Raw genomic sequence first — 13,904 nt, forward strand, 5'->3', positions numbered from 1 at the left:
CACAGGAGTAAGGTTTCATTCTACAGGCACTTAGACGTTGATATACTCCATCATCCCATACTGTATTGCACTCAAGCAGGAACTGCTATAGTTGAGACTTTGACGAGCAGACGATCGCAGTCAGGCTCAAACTAAGTAGACAAAGCGCAAAAATAATCTTTTGAGGCGTTTGGCGTGCTGACATAACTACTATGAATTATTAGTATTATCAGCTGTTGAGTATATGGTGTGTTTTCTGTGATATCAATTGTGTTGAGATTCTAGAAAAATGGCAAACGCGTCCATTTGAGGCGCTATAAAAAAAGCGATCATCAAACTATCTCCCTCATTTACCACGGTTAATCCAAATGCCTCTAAGTCCAGCTGCTTTGGCTGCATGATAGTCTTCTACAATGCTATCGCCGATATGCCATGCTGCCTCTGGGGAACATTTATGTTTATCTAAGGCAATGGCAAAAATTTGCGGATCGGGTTTAGCTGCACGTACCTGGGTAGAAATGGTGACGGAGGTAAAAAACTCTCTCAATCCCAAACTTTGCAATACGGAGTAAATCCGAGAATCAAAATTGGACAGCACTCCCAAGCTAACTCCCAACCGCCGCCAGTTGATTAAAGCTGGTAAGACGTCGGGATAGACAAACCACGGTTCGCGAGTGCCAAAGTGGATGTAAAGTTCGCTAAAAAAAGCCGAAAAGTCAGAAAATTCCTTGAGAACACCTGCGCTTTCAAAAGTGTTAAGAGCAATTATCCGCCACCAATCAAACTCGCGCTGGGGAATATCTTGCAGTTCTGCATCTGGAAATATCGGCGGCGGCGCTGCTTTAAAACTTTGGATGAAGGCTGTATTTAATGTTTCGGCTAAAACTGTAACGCCAAATTCCTGGGCTATCTGACTATAAACTTCGCCTACACTACCTTTGACATCAAAGAGTGTACCCACAGCATCTAAAAAAATAACTTTCGGTTGTTCCATTAAAGTTTGAAAATTTTGAATGTTGAATTTTAGATTTTGGCTTGTTAAGAGCTTCTGTGGGTAGAGTCTAGCATCTGCTAAGTAGATTGGCACAAATATAACAAATCATCGCAAACATCCTGGTTTTTACCAATGCCCAATGACGTCAGTTGCTACCCTTCTACTGACGGAGACGCTGCGCGAATAAGTCGGGCATTACCCGCCCAACGCAGTAGCTCCCCAATGCCCAACCTTGAAACTTATCGAGAAAGCGTTTCTATTATTGGACGGGCTAGCCAATTAAAACCAACTTTAAGCTGATGCTCTAAAGTTGGCAACCTATATAAATAAGCAACACGGCGGGCGACGTATGCCAAGGGACCATCTAGTTTAATTCCCAAACCAGTAAGAGTGGCGTTGTCTACTCCTAGTGCCATCATTTCTCCTAACTGCTGGTAGTGGAAGGGAAGGAGGGGGCGATTAGTCAGAGTTGCCCAGATATTCCAAGCAGTATAATCAGCTTGTTGAAAAGCCGCTTGTGCAGTAGCGGGGACTTGCTGTCCTTCAGCATCATGACAGTCTGCTAAATCTCCCAAGGCATACATTTCTGGACGATCAAGGACTTGCAGATTGGATGTAGTGGTAATTTGACCACGCTGATTTTGCTTGAGAGGAAGAGATTTCACTACGGGTGCAACCCTCGTTCCTACAGTCCAAATTACCAAATCCACGGGAATCGTATCTAACTGGTTTTTGTACTCTAGGGAAATGCTATTTTGCTCTATTGATTCTACTTTGGTTTCTAAGTCAAGAAATACACCACGGGCTTCTAGAGCTTTCTTTGCTGCTTCCCGATTAAACTCTGGGGAAGTTCGCAAAATTTGGTCGGCGATTTCAACAATCCGAAAGCGTCCTCTTTCGCCTAGTCTGTCGGCTAATTTACAAGCTAACTCTACACCACAGTAGCCAGCCCCAATGAGCGCTACCCGAATTTTATCAGCATCCGATTCTTCTAAAAATCGCAGGCGTTCTTCTAAACGATAGGCATCAGAGATTGTGCGGAATGTGTAGGCGTAGGCTGTGGCACCAGGGACTAAATCTAGCGGTGTCTCACCTCCTAACGCCAGCACTAATCGGTCGTAAGGAATTTCCGGGCCTTCTTGTATATTTACCCGTTGCTGGTCGATGTCAATTGCAGACACAACACCTTGATAAAAACGCACTCCTGTCCCTTGCAAAAGTTCTTCAAAGGGTGGGGCAATTTCCCAGGTTTGCAACTCGCCAGTGAGTAATTCGTAAAGTAAAGGAGAGAATAGGAAGCGATCGCTTTGATCTACCAGAACAATTTCGGGTTTTTGCGTAGATTCCCAAGGTAATTGGCTTAACCGCAGGGCTGTGTAGAGACCACCAAAGCCTCCGCCAAGGATACAAATTCTAGAAGTTTGTTCAGTCATCTATTCTATGCTATGCAACAATCAATATTATTTGGGCTGTTACCTTCAGGGTAACTGAAAGTTTAGCGGTTCATTCCTCTGGTACATAATCTTCATTTTCGGAAAGCTTAACTCCTAGCTCCACCAGTTCTTTTTCAATTTCTGCTTTTTGATTTTCAAGGAATTTTATCTCATTCTTGAGCGATGCTACGTAAACTTGATGCTTCTCTAGCTTGCTTCCGGTTTCGTATTTCATCTGGAATTTAGGTTTCAAAACCCTTTATTTGGATAAAGGGCTATCGCATTAGGTTAGAGGAATTATTTTACACAATTCCTGGAACAGCAGGTTTACTACTTTACTCATCAACTTTAGAAAGAATGTCTTACCACCAAGCAATTTTTCACCTTGTTCAGTGACGTTAGCTTTGAGTAAGTCGCGGTAGTTAATCAATTCCTTGGTCAGTTTGTTTTCTGGTCGCCTTCCGGTTTCGACGCCGATTAGGACGTACTGCCACAGGCTGATCCGGCATAGGGATGAACCGCTAGCCTTCTCTACAAGCCCATCCCCCAACTGTTATAAGACAGTACCCATCCCCACATTTTGAAAGTGTCGCGGCTGCGGTTGCGTTTTATTCGTTTGGTATCCCCAGCTAAACGTCGGACTGTGGTTTCTTTGTTTTTACGGTCCCGTTCCGTTGCCTTCACTTCCCTGACTTCGTACTCAATAACGGGTCTGCCATTGATACCCAGGAACTACTCAAACGGATAAATCCTGGTGAGTAAACGCGATCGCATTCTTATCTCTCTTTTATTACTTTAGGGAAATAAAAATAGAGAGAAGATTAACTAGCAATGGAGAAAGGAATCGGAGAAGCTCGAAAACCATTCATCAATTCAATTAACTTAAGGAAACAGCGTCTCATCCCAGAAATGTTGAATACATCTAACCAAGGTAACAGTAAATGGTAGAAGATATAAGGCTGAATAATTAGTCTCAAGTTATTCAGGGAATTTTTTCATGTCATGCCTGCTGACCACTCCTGATGTTGGCTAAATTGAGTAGTTGATGCATTGATGAATGAAGAGGAATCAGGGCTAGAATTTGGAAGATTTTCAGCTATCACCTTCTCAGCAACAGTCATAGAGTTTATAAACATACAAATTAAATCAAAATGAACGAGTTTTAAACTCTGGATTCACTCTAAATCTGCTTACGCAGATTTAGTTAAAATAGTTCCGTTTGCTAATGTACGACTTTCCTTAATGCCTTGAATGTATTTACGTTTGATGTTTTCATACCACCTAGCTATTCTAGGATAAGCTTCAAAGAATCGTTGACTGAAAGCTTTTGTTTGTTCTAATGTTATTGCCACCCCATATTTTACTTGGGCGTAAATTTGGAGTTTGGCAGCGCCCATACCAAAAATCAATCCAAAGTTTATTGCTTTTGCTAGTCTGCGGTCTTCTTTACTTCTCATAATGATTATTATTGGAAAAAGTCATATTTAGTTTTCTGAAAGTCATATCTGATTAGGTTTCGCTGAATTACACTCAAATCCTGGCTCGTCAATATTTAGATGCGTTTATCCTGAATTAAAAACTGTCCGGAGTATTGTAATAACAAATTAAGTGATTGATATTAGATACTACCTCTAAAGAAATGTAAAGATAGCAAACTAAGGCAACCACTATAAATAAAAATTGATTTTAAAGCAATAAAGTAGCAGTCTCAAAATGACACGTAAAGCTTCTCCAAATGATGTTTAAACTATTTTTGTGATTTGTTGTGTGAGGCTACCTTATAAGTTTCAGTACAATGGTAGTTCATAACTGAAATTATTACGTTTGGAAGTGAGTTTACCTTGCTTATTTTTTAAGGAGTTCCGACACTTTGCTATTACATAATTAAGTTTTACCTGCTCAAGATATTGACTTAATTAAGATATGGCTACTTTGCTTACTCAACCATCTAATGACAAGGAGAGATAAATGTCTGTTGAAAGTGCCAAAGCTTTTCTAAAGAAAGTGTCTAGCGATTCTGAATTTCGTTCCTCCCTTGAGAATGCTGACGAACAGACTCGTTTGAAAATTATCAGTGATGCCGGTTATGACTTCACGCGCGAAGAGGCAGGAACTATTATCCCCCAAGTCCTCAAAGCAGTAGAAGGTAAGCTGAGCGAAGAGGAACTCGAAGCCGTCGCAGGTGGCGGTGTAACCGATTGGTGTAGTTTACTTTGCGCTACCGACCCCGGATAGCTTCGTCAGTAACACCGCTTCTCCGTACAATTGCTGGATATTAGCTGCTGTCTTTAAAGAAATGTAAAAATAGCAGACGAAGGCGACCACTACAAATGAAAATTGATTTTGAAGCGCAATGTATTGGTCTCCAAATGACACGCAAAGCGTATCCAAGTGATGTTTAAGCTATTTTTGTAATTTCTTGTGTAAGGCTATCTTAAAAGTTCCGGTATCATGGCAGTTCATAACTGAAATGATTACGTTAAAGTTCCGGTATCATGGCAGTTCATAACTGAAATGATTACGTTCGGAAGTGAGCTTGCCTTGCCTAGTTTTAAGAAGATTTTACACTTTGCTATTACATAATTAAGTCTTACCTGCTCAAGGTATTGACTTAATTAAGATATGGCTACTTTGCTTACTCAACCATTTAATGACAAGGAGAGATAAATGTCTGTTGAAAGTGCCAAAGCTTTTCTAAAGAAAGTGTCTAGCGATTCTGAATTTCGTTCCTCCCTTGAAGGTGCTGACGATCAGGCTCGTTTGAAAATTATTCATGATGCCGGTTATGACTTCACGCGCGAAGAGGCAGAAAGCATTGCCCCCGAAGCCGCAGGAGGTAAGTTGAGCGAAGATGAACTCGAAGCCGTTGCAGGTGGCGGTGTCACCACGTGGGTGAGTGCGGCAACAGCTGTTGCCGCACTGGGCGTTTGTTAAAACTAACGCTATAGATGTCTCTGTCAATTTTTGATAGAGGCATCTCAATCATCGGTTGGCATTAGTAAAGCACTATATCCCATAACCAAGTTAGGAAGCTAGAGCAATTAGACAAGGCTTATGACTCAACAGAGTGTAGAGGCAGCACCCATTAGTTCTATTAACTTCCGTGGCAAAGCTTATCGAGCGGGAAAGCGCTTTTGGCATGGCACACATCGAACTGCTTCCCCTGAAGAAACCTTGGAACGGGTTCGACCCTACTTTAAATCCATTGGTCTAACCCGTCTTTGCAATATTACAGGCTTAGATCGGATTGGTATTCCGGTTACTCTTGCTGTGCGCCCTAATAGCTATAGCATTGTCACATCCTCTGGCAAAGGGACTACCCTACAAGCAGCACTCGCTTCCGCAGCGATGGAGTCTATTGAACTTTACTGTGCTGAAAATATTCGCCTGCCAGAAATCTACCTTCCCTATACTCAATTGGCAAGTGATTACCAGAGCATTTCCTTAGAAGATTTGCCTCTACGTAAAAATTCGCTCTTTAGCGTGCATCAACTGGAGCAATGGGTTTTGGGCTGGGATCTTGTTAATCAAAAAGAAGTAGCTGTTCCCGTTCAAGCAGTCTCAATGGACTACAGATTTTTGTATGAAGACTTAACAAACTTAGCCTCATTTGATATGAGTTCTAATGGTTTAGCCTCTGGCAACCATTTTTTAGAAGCGGTTAGTTCAGCTTTGTTTGAATTGATTGAACGGGATGCTATATCCTGTAACATGGAAGCTGCTTTTATTGGATACCACAAGCCAAGGGTTCGATTAGAAACCATTGAGTATCCGGCAGTATTAGAGTTGTTGGCACAATTCAAAGCAGCACAAGTAGTTCCAATTTTGTTTGACTGTACGGTCAACACTGAAGTACCTGTGTATCAAGCTTATTGTTATGACCAGACTGGGTATGTCACCATTTCCCACGGTTATGGCGCTCATCTTGACCCAGAAGTGGCGATGATCCGAGCTCTCACAGAGGCAGCTCAAACCCGAGCTATCCTTATTTCAGGAGCCAGAGACGACGTGTTTCAACAGTACTACGCTGCTTCAAAAATCACAGGTAGTGAGGCTGAGGTGCAGCGTCTTGAATCCCACCCACCAACGGTAAATGCCAGAATTCGTAAATCCCAGGCTACTCCTACGTTTGAGGGAGATATTTTGGTTGTCTTGGAAAAACTACAGCAAGTAGGTCTGAATCAAGTAATTGTATTTGATTTGAGTCCGCCAGAGTGGGAGATTGCTGTAGCTAGGGTGATTGTACCAGGATTGGAAGGCTATTTTTACAGAAACTACTTGCCCAAACATCGAGCAATTACTTTTGCCAAAAGTAAGCAATCTGCTATGGCTGAATCAACTAAGGTTATTTACAACGTAGATACTCACTTACCAGCCGGTGGAGTATTTTAAAGTTAGTTAAATATGAATAAAATTGTCATCTTTTTAGGACCATCGCTGCCCAAATCAGAGGCTAGAAAAATTCTGGATGCTGTCTATCTTCCTCCAGCAAAACAAGCGGATTTAATCAGTGCTGTAGCTACCTATAAGCCAGACATTATTGGTTTAATTGATGGTGTCTTTTACCAGTGCCCTTCTGTATGGCACAAAGAGATTTTATACGCTATTGAGCAGGGAGTTGCAGTGTATGGTGCCAGTAGTATGGGAGCTTTACGGGCAGCAGAAACGGCTGCATTTGGAATGGTTGGAATTGGGGAAATCTACCGAATGTATGCCAGCGAGGAACTGATTGATGATGATGAAGTTGCTCTAATTTATGGACCAGAAGACAAAGAATATCGTCCTTCGTCTGAACCAATGGTGAACGTCCGCTCGACATTTCGCCGTGCTCAGGACGAAGGCATTATTAGCGAGAGCTTGGCTCAACAATTGACGGCAATTGCCAAGTCTATTTACTTCCCTGAACGGACTTTTGCCACCATCTTCCGCCAAGCTGCAACTGTAGGTGTATCGCCCCAAAAATTAGAGGAAATTGCTAATTTTATCAAGAATAAGTATGTAGACATTAAGCGTCAAGACGCTATTTTACTCCTAGAAAACCTGCGAGATTTGCCTGAAAAACCAGCTCAGCCGCCGAACTTTACTCTGGCTCGCAATCATTTATTTTCAGCCCTCTATCAACGAGATCGGACAGTACTACGAGACAATACAAACATCTCTTTGGGAACCATTGCTGGGTATGTAGCGTTACATTTAGCTGACTTTGATGATACTAATTTCCATGCTTTGAACCGAGCATTAGTGCAAATTTTAGCCGCACTTTTGGGAATTGAGGTGTCTGAAGGAGAAGTAAATAAGGAGATCCGGCGTTTTCGTCTCAAACATGCTCTGACTCAGGAAGCAGAATTCACAGAGTGGTTAAATAGCAACGACCTCAGCCTTGAGGGATTCAACGAACTGATGTGTGAGATGGCCTGTTGTCGGCGGCTACAGACTTGGCTGATCGGCAGGAAAGCTTATGAGAAAAATATAATGAGTCTACTCAATGAACTGCGATTGCAGAACCGATACGATGAGTGGGCTGATGCCGCAGCTAAGCAAGAACAAATCCTGCAAAAGTACCATCCAGATTTTATTGAAAATAACTACGACAATTTGACGATGCCGCAGTTGGTTGTAGAGCATCTGCGCTCCACTGATTGCCGGATGAACATCAATTACAAGGATTGGGAAAAAGAAGCGGGTTTTCTGGATCTTGCCTGCATGAAAGTGGAACTTCTGCGATCGCGGCTAGCTAGAGAAGCAATGCAAAATCTGACATTTAAGCTGGCTAGTATCAATCGCTCGCCCCAGGAGTAGTGCAAATGCAGCCTTTGCGTATCCTTAGACCATGTCGCAGTGCTGAGATGATCAGCGCCCGTGTTTTTGATGAACTCTTTGCCCGCAATCTTGCACCTGACTTACTAGTTGAGCCGATTCCTCTGCCTTCTTGGTGTGACGAAATTTTTGGGAGCACTGCCTGCCCTGTTCCCTTGGCGCAGGCTGCTGAGAATTTTGCCCATCTTACTGCTAAATTCGATTTTTTCTGCCCAAGTTATGAATGCATCGCATTAACTCCCCTGCTGCTAGCGCTGCGAAACTTAGCACGAGCGAAGGTGAGACTGATGTTCTATGCTCATGCACCAGGAGTCTACACGCTGGAATGGTCTCTTTTGAGGCCACTGCTGAAGTCTGGCGATATCATTATTGCCGGCAGTTCTAGTGCTAAGGCAGTTATTGAATTTTTATGTCCTGATTTTGCCCCATTTATTCGGGTGGTTTCCCCCCCGATGCACCTCTTACCAAAAATAAAGACAGCTGCACAGAGAACAGACCGGATCGTCAGTCTGACACGAATTACCCCAGAGAAGCTCTTGCATCGCCAGATTGAGGCAATGGATGTATTACGCCGTCGCGGATATAGTCAGGTGAAATTGCAGATTGCTGGACCCCTGACTGATGGACAATCTACTGAACTACACCCCTATGCCCGCTCCTTAGCTGCGAAAATCAAGCGGATGCAGGCATGTGTGGAACTTGTTGGACCAATATACAGCGATCGCCACAAAGCCAGATTTATTTCTGGTGCCCGTCTGATGCTAAATCTCTCTGTAACGCTGGAAGAATCCTTTGGTAAATCGATTATCGAATCGCTGGGATTGGGAGTTCCCGTGCTGGCAACCCGCTGGAATGGCTTTCCAGAGACAGTCGGTGCTGGTGGAGAACTAGTGTCCGTCTCTGATTTGGGGCCAGGTTTACCAATGGATGTCACACCAGAACAGATTGCTGATGGAATGGAAAAGCTGCTCAACTCACCTCCAACGCCAGATATCTGTCGCGAGCAGGCTGACCAATTCTGCAATCCTGCGGCTGTCAAGCAAAAATATCGCCTCACTCTAGAGGAGGCAATGGATCTTACCTCTTGCCCAGATTCAGTAGACCCCTTCCCCTCACTTAGAGCGGCACCCACTGCCGGGCTGCTGAGTCTGGCAGCACCGTTGCAACCCTTCTCCTGGGGTGAACTGTTCAACTTTCATTTAGAAGAGTGCGATCGCATCCGTCGGCGCTGGGCAGGCGAAACCGTCTTGGGAAAATCCGACAGCGAATGGTTGCGCGAATTATTGTTCGTTAGCACGCGCAAGCCCTTGGAATGTTTCCTGGGAGGACTAGATTACTCAGCTTACATCACAACCACAGAACCAATTCCCACTAAAATAGGTACAGATTTCCTCTCCCGTATTGTCACCGGAGTTGCTGCAAAAGCTACACTTAGCTCACAACTAGCCTGTTTATTAGTAGTCAGTAAAACTGGTCAAACCAAGTTATTACAAGAAGGTCTAGAGCTACTTAAACAAAGCAACTCAGTTACCCCCACAATACAGTACCTAACTACAGAACTAGAGCGACAGCGCGGCAATTTTGCCACAGCTTTTCAACTGTGTACCACAGCATTAGATACTAACTTCTGGGGTGAATGGGCAGCCTATCACCTGCGGCAACTTGCCCGCATCTGTCGCGAATGGAACAAGCCTGAATTGGCTCTTCCTTGGCTGAGACAATGGCTGGAGCAGTTTCCAGATTCCCCTGACTCAGGTTCAGTTTGGCTAGATCGCTGCATCAATGCGTTCTCTACTGGCAAAGATTTTTTAATTGAAGCTGAAGCAGCATTGGCTCAAGCTAAAAACTTGTTAGGTAATTCCCCGACATTGGAAAAAGTCGAAAAAACTCTCAAGACAACAACTAGCCTCCATCTAATCCTCAGTTGTAATGAATAAAATCTTCGGCATTGGATTATCAAGAACCGGAACCACAAGCTTGCATTATGCCCTAATGTTATTAGGGTATAGTAGTGTGCATATGCCTATGGATTTAGCTGAAATAGATGGGCATGATGCTAGTAGCGATACAGGTGTCAGCTATAGATTTGAGGAACTAGATCAACTCTATCAAGGCTCCAAATTCATCTTGACTGTAAGAAACCTTGAAGAATGGCTACAGTCCTGCGAATTTCACTTTAACCATAGAATAACTCCAGAAAAACTTCCTTTTAAACACGCAAAATTCCTGACCGAGGTTAGAACGAAGCTTTATGGAACAGTGAGCTACGAGCCTGTAATGCTTAGGGAAGCCTATCAAAGGCATATGCAACGAGTTGAAAATTACTTTGCTCATCGTCCCCAAGACTTACTGGTTTTAAACATTTGTACTGGGGATAGTTGGAATAAACTATGTCCTTTTTTAGGACGTCCTATCCCTGATACTCCCTTTCCCCATGTTAATCGTACTTTTGAAACTAAACTTTCAAAATCAACTTGAAGACAATGAACAGAAGAAAGATACAGATAATCAGCATTGCTCTTGGCATTTTAGCAGGAGTAATTTTCGGTAAATTCATTGGAAATGTGGCAGTTGGAATTGGTTGTGGCGCTGTTCTAGGTATAGTAATCGGAACATTGCTAGTAAAAAATAACGCACAACAATAGTCATATCAAAATTTCTAATATGACTATCTAATAATTAGAAACTCCGGGTAAAAGAAGCTATCTATGAAAAGTCTTGCCCTCTGTGGTCAAAATAGTTCTTGGCCATTTTGCCACTTCAAAGAAATAGTAAAAGTTGAGAGTATCCCAATTTACTTTGGCATTGTTGAAACTCAAAATCCTCCTTTTAATCCTCAGGAAGTAGAAGACCACTTTAAAGTTTTTGTCAAAATTAAAGCTTTCTCATGTAACTATCGCGACAAAGCCATGCTTTTGCTGATGAATCATCGCTGTCATGATTCATTTTATTTTATTGGTTCAGAATTTGTAGGCGAAGTTGTAGAGGTTGGTTCAAAAGTAAATAGTCTGAAAGCGGGAGACAGAGTGATTGCTAATAGCAGCTATCCTAGCTCAGGCATCAAGGGTGTCAACCCCGGTGTAGCTACCAATCATGCTTCTGCAAGATACCAAGTATTTCATGAAGCAAAACTGGTCCAGATTCCTCCAGAGATACCGGATGAAGTTGCTGCTGCATTTTGTATTGGAGCTCAGACCATATACAGTATAATCCGCAAGCTTAATCTAGTACAGGGGGCTAACGTACTGGTTACAGCTGCGAAATCAAACACATCGCTATTCGCTATCAGTGCATTGAGAAAATATAACGTCAATCTTTATGCCACAACAACATCAATGCAATTTGAAAAAGAACTTAAGGATATAGGAGTCAAAGAAGTCATTCAAATCAACCCAAGTCTGGAAAGTTTTGATGACAATAAACAGCTAAAAAATATTTTCCGAGAAACTGGTGGTTTCGATTGTGTTATCGATCCATTTTTTGACGTTCATATTGGTAAAGTTATTGATTTAATGAACTTCGGGTCAAGATATATTACCTGTGGACTTTACGATCAACACTCTGGTTTGACAGGAAAGAGTTTTGATTACAAAGGCAAGGTTTTAAAGCAAATTATGCTAAACGCAATTTACAAAAATATTCATATTATAGGTAATTGTCTGGGTAATACAGATGATTTGCTAAATGCTATCAAAGATTATACTAATGGTAACTTTACCGTAGCCGTTGATTCAGTATTCCGTGGCAATCAATTAGCTGATTTTGTGAATAGGACATACAACGACAATAATAGATTTGGCAAAGTTGTGTATCAGTATGATTAATCAGATTTTACAAGTTATTGCTAAAGCTGCATCCCCATCAGAACGTGTTGAGATTTTTTTTCAAGCATTGTCAGAACAAAGCAACGATATTCTACTTCAGCGAGAAACAGAATGGATTAAGCATGTCACAGGTAGTAACACTTTATTTCAAGAAATACTACAAGCACGAGGTATCAGCACAGAAGCTTTTAAAAAGCAACTTTATAATGTCAAGGTTGCTGAACCAGAGCGTTTACCTCAATGGGCAGAAGTTATTGTTGAGTTAATGAATCCTGCCACTTTTACAGGAAATCCCTTAGAGCCTTTCCAAAGTCAAGTTAATCAGAATAAAAAAGTCGAATTGCCCTATCAAAATGCCTTCCAACCTTTCTTGCGGTTAGCTAAACAACAACTTGAGACGTGGGTATCATCTTGCAACTTTCAAGTTTCTGCAACTGCAAAGCGAAAGATGCTTGGTTCTTTACTAAGGCGTTTTTATACGGTTAGTAGTCAGACATTAACCTATAAACTAGATTTGCTGGACGTTTTGGTGACTGGGCATGGGAAAATTGGATATTCTGTATATGACGTATTCCTAAGTCAACCTCAAGTTTCAAGATCAAATTGGCTTGAAGTTTTCGAGCTATTCCCTGTCCTAGCCAAGTTACTAGCTGTTGTCTATCTAAATTGGCGAAACTCTACTACCGAATTTTTAGAACGACTTACAGGCGACTACAAACTCCTCACAGAAACTTTTTTTTCAGGAGAAGAGCCAGGACAACTTGAAGATATCAATTTAAATGCTGGTGATGTCCATAATCAAGGACGTACAGTAATTATCGCTACCTTTGCTAATGACAAAAAGTTGGTATATAAGCCCAAAAATCTTAGCATTGCCTGTAGCTTTATGGAACTCCTCAATTTTTTAAACAGTACGGGTCAGATTCTGCCACTTCATACCCGTAAAATTCTCCCTAGATTTGGGTATGCTTGGGAAGAATACGTAGAATTTGCTTGCTGTAAAAACACCAACGAAATACGCTACTTTTACCACAGAATTGGCATGATTTTACGGCTTCTACAACTATTACAGGGGAGAGATTTTCACTGCGAGAATCTCATAGCTTTTGGCGACCATCCTGTTCTTATTGACTTAGAGAATTTATTTCAACCCAGTGTTAAAAATTTCTCAGCTAAATTAGCTATCGAAGAGAAGATTTTTAACAGGTTAGATAGTTCAGCTTTAAGTGTTGGTATTATTTCAGCCAAAGAGTATGGGGAAGTAGGTTGCAGAAACATTGATTTTGGAGTTTTAGCACAAGGTCAAGAACAGGTTTCCCCTTACAAAGTGACCAAAGTTGAAACTCTAGAGACGGGAGAAGTACGCATAGTCAATGATTTTGTTTCCTTTCAAGTTACAAATTGTCTACCTTATTTACAAGGTGAGCGGGCAAATCCTCAAGACTATTTTGATGAGATTCTCACAGGATATAGAGCTATGAATAATTGTTTATCTCTCAATTCTGAAGAACTCTCTAAAGAAGATGGTATAATTGCAAAAATGGCTGGTATGCCAATTCGTTTTCTTTATAGGTCTACATCCAAGTATTACAGAGTAATGCAGGAAAGTCTCGCTCCTGCTTGTCTCAGGGACAGTATTAAAAGAGAGATATCAATAGAACGTTTATGGAAGGCTTATCTAAAATCGTATCATCCTTTAGAGATTATTCAGAGTGAGATTGATGCCATTCGTAATCTTGATATTCCATTTTTTAAAGCTTTAATTGGTTCTTGGCAACTTTTGGTGATCTAGGTTAGGGGAAGGCAGAGGGCAGAAGGCAGAAGGCAGAAGAAAGAAAGGAATAAGTAGTAAATTCA

General features: G+C 41.8%; 15 protein-coding genes. 9 read left to right on the forward strand and 6 right to left on the reverse strand.

From position 1 onward, the window contains the following. Positions 1-325: 325 nt before the first annotated feature. From V7K89_RS32220 to V7K89_RS32245, 6 genes are all read right to left on the reverse strand, one after another. On the reverse strand, positions 326-973 hold the full coding sequence (locus tag V7K89_RS32220; RefSeq protein ID WP_335194646.1) for an HAD-IA family hydrolase: 648 nt from the start codon (positions 971-973) through the stop codon (positions 326-328). A 239-nt stretch (positions 974-1,212) separates the two neighbouring features. Beyond that, positions 1,213-2,406: an NAD(P)/FAD-dependent oxidoreductase gene (locus V7K89_RS32225; protein ID WP_335194648.1), complete on the reverse strand. Its 1,194-nt coding sequence runs from the start codon at positions 2,404-2,406 to the stop codon at positions 1,213-1,215. 70 nt (positions 2,407-2,476) lie between these two features. Further along, entirely contained in the window at positions 2,477-2,641 is a 165-nt protein-coding gene (locus V7K89_RS32230) for a hypothetical protein (protein WP_335194650.1), read from the reverse strand. Between the two features lie 48 nt (positions 2,642-2,689). Beyond that, entirely contained in the window at positions 2,690-2,956 is a 267-nt protein-coding gene (locus V7K89_RS32235) for a hypothetical protein (RefSeq protein WP_335194652.1), read from the reverse strand. Positions 2,957-3,401: 445 nt separating this feature from the next. After that, complete coding sequence (locus V7K89_RS32240) at positions 3,402-3,542, reverse strand: hypothetical protein (protein ID WP_335194654.1); 141 nt, start codon at positions 3,540-3,542, stop codon at positions 3,402-3,404. A gap of 54 nt (positions 3,543-3,596) precedes the next feature. After that, entirely contained in the window at positions 3,597-3,863 is a 267-nt protein-coding gene (locus V7K89_RS32245; RefSeq protein WP_335194656.1) for a DNA polymerase, read from the reverse strand. A gap of 511 nt (positions 3,864-4,374) precedes the next feature. Here V7K89_RS32245 and V7K89_RS32250 point away from each other — a divergent pair. From V7K89_RS32250 to lanM, 9 genes are all read left to right on the forward strand, one after another. Beyond that, positions 4,375-4,641, forward strand: coding sequence for a Nif11-like leader peptide family RiPP precursor (locus V7K89_RS32250; protein ID WP_335194658.1), 267 nt, complete (start codon positions 4,375-4,377; stop codon positions 4,639-4,641). A gap of 432 nt (positions 4,642-5,073) precedes the next feature. Continuing rightward, positions 5,074-5,340 (forward strand): Nif11-like leader peptide family RiPP precursor, encoded by a 267-nt coding sequence (locus tag V7K89_RS32255; protein ID WP_335194660.1) that lies wholly within the window; start codon positions 5,074-5,076, stop codon positions 5,338-5,340. A gap of 120 nt (positions 5,341-5,460) precedes the next feature. Continuing rightward, positions 5,461-6,798, forward strand: a complete 1,338-nt coding sequence (locus tag V7K89_RS32260) for a YcaO-like family protein (protein ID WP_335194662.1) — start codon at positions 5,461-5,463, stop codon at positions 6,796-6,798. Positions 6,799-6,810: 12 nt separating this feature from the next. Next, positions 6,811-8,205 carry a TfuA-related McrA-glycine thioamidation protein gene (locus tag V7K89_RS32265; RefSeq protein WP_335194664.1) on the forward strand — a complete coding sequence of 465 codons (1,395 nt, stop codon included), beginning with the start codon at positions 6,811-6,813 and terminating at the stop codon, positions 8,203-8,205. Between the two features lie 5 nt (positions 8,206-8,210). Then, a complete protein-coding gene (locus V7K89_RS32270) occupies positions 8,211-10,160 on the forward strand; it encodes a glycosyltransferase (RefSeq protein WP_335194666.1) in 1,950 nt (649 codons plus the stop codon). Then, positions 10,153-10,701 carry a sulfotransferase family protein gene (locus tag V7K89_RS32275; RefSeq protein WP_335194668.1) on the forward strand — a complete coding sequence of 183 codons (549 nt, stop codon included), beginning with the start codon at positions 10,153-10,155 and terminating at the stop codon, positions 10,699-10,701. Before V7K89_RS32270 ends, V7K89_RS32275 begins: the two co-directional genes overlap by 8 nt. 5 nt (positions 10,702-10,706) lie before the next feature. After that, positions 10,707-10,868: a hypothetical protein gene (locus V7K89_RS32280; RefSeq protein WP_335194670.1), complete on the forward strand. Its 162-nt coding sequence runs from the start codon at positions 10,707-10,709 to the stop codon at positions 10,866-10,868. 63 nt (positions 10,869-10,931) lie between these two features. Beyond that, the gene (locus V7K89_RS32285; protein WP_335194672.1) at positions 10,932-12,047 is read left to right on the forward strand and encodes a zinc-binding alcohol dehydrogenase family protein; all 1,116 of its coding nucleotides are present in this window, start codon (positions 10,932-10,934) and stop codon (positions 12,045-12,047) included. Continuing rightward, on the forward strand, positions 12,040-13,839 hold the full coding sequence (gene lanM / locus V7K89_RS32290) for a type 2 lanthipeptide synthetase LanM (protein WP_335194674.1): 1,800 nt from the start codon (positions 12,040-12,042) through the stop codon (positions 13,837-13,839). Before V7K89_RS32285 ends, lanM begins: the two co-directional genes overlap by 8 nt. Positions 13,840-13,904 lie beyond the last annotated feature (65 nt).

Origin of the sequence: Nostoc sp. (genome assembly GCF_036917515.1) — a bacterium.
In the GTDB taxonomy this organism is placed as follows: domain Bacteria; phylum Cyanobacteriota; class Cyanobacteriia; order Cyanobacteriales; family Nostocaceae; genus Nostoc.

Bases quoted from the DNA above. Each gene is read 5' to 3' on its own strand.
- V7K89_RS32220 (WP_335194646.1), bottom strand. From the start codon at position 973: ATGGAACAACCGAAAGTTATTTTTTTAGATGCTGTGGGTACACTCTTT.
- V7K89_RS32225 (WP_335194648.1), bottom strand. From the start codon at position 2,406: ATGACTGAACAAACTTCTAGAATTTGTATCCTTGGCGGAGGCTTTGGT.
- V7K89_RS32230 (WP_335194650.1), bottom strand. From the start codon at position 2,641: ATGAAATACGAAACCGGAAGCAAGCTAGAGAAGCATCAAGTTTACGTA.
- V7K89_RS32240 (WP_335194654.1), bottom strand. From the start codon at position 3,542: ATGTTTATAAACTCTATGACTGTTGCTGAGAAGGTGATAGCTGAAAAT.
- V7K89_RS32245 (WP_335194656.1), bottom strand. From the start codon at position 3,863: ATGAGAAGTAAAGAAGACCGCAGACTAGCAAAAGCAATAAACTTTGGA.
- V7K89_RS32250 (WP_335194658.1), top strand. From the start codon at position 4,375: ATGTCTGTTGAAAGTGCCAAAGCTTTTCTAAAGAAAGTGTCTAGCGAT.
- V7K89_RS32255 (WP_335194660.1), top strand. From the start codon at position 5,074: ATGTCTGTTGAAAGTGCCAAAGCTTTTCTAAAGAAAGTGTCTAGCGAT.
- V7K89_RS32260 (WP_335194662.1), top strand. From the start codon at position 5,461: ATGACTCAACAGAGTGTAGAGGCAGCACCCATTAGTTCTATTAACTTC.
- V7K89_RS32265 (WP_335194664.1), top strand. From the start codon at position 6,811: ATGAATAAAATTGTCATCTTTTTAGGACCATCGCTGCCCAAATCAGAG.
- V7K89_RS32270 (WP_335194666.1), top strand. From the start codon at position 8,211: ATGCAGCCTTTGCGTATCCTTAGACCATGTCGCAGTGCTGAGATGATC.
- V7K89_RS32275 (WP_335194668.1), top strand. From the start codon at position 10,153: ATGAATAAAATCTTCGGCATTGGATTATCAAGAACCGGAACCACAAGC.
- V7K89_RS32280 (WP_335194670.1), top strand. From the start codon at position 10,707: ATGAACAGAAGAAAGATACAGATAATCAGCATTGCTCTTGGCATTTTA.
- V7K89_RS32285 (WP_335194672.1), top strand. From the start codon at position 10,932: ATGAAAAGTCTTGCCCTCTGTGGTCAAAATAGTTCTTGGCCATTTTGC.
- lanM (WP_335194674.1), top strand. From the start codon at position 12,040: ATGATTAATCAGATTTTACAAGTTATTGCTAAAGCTGCATCCCCATCA.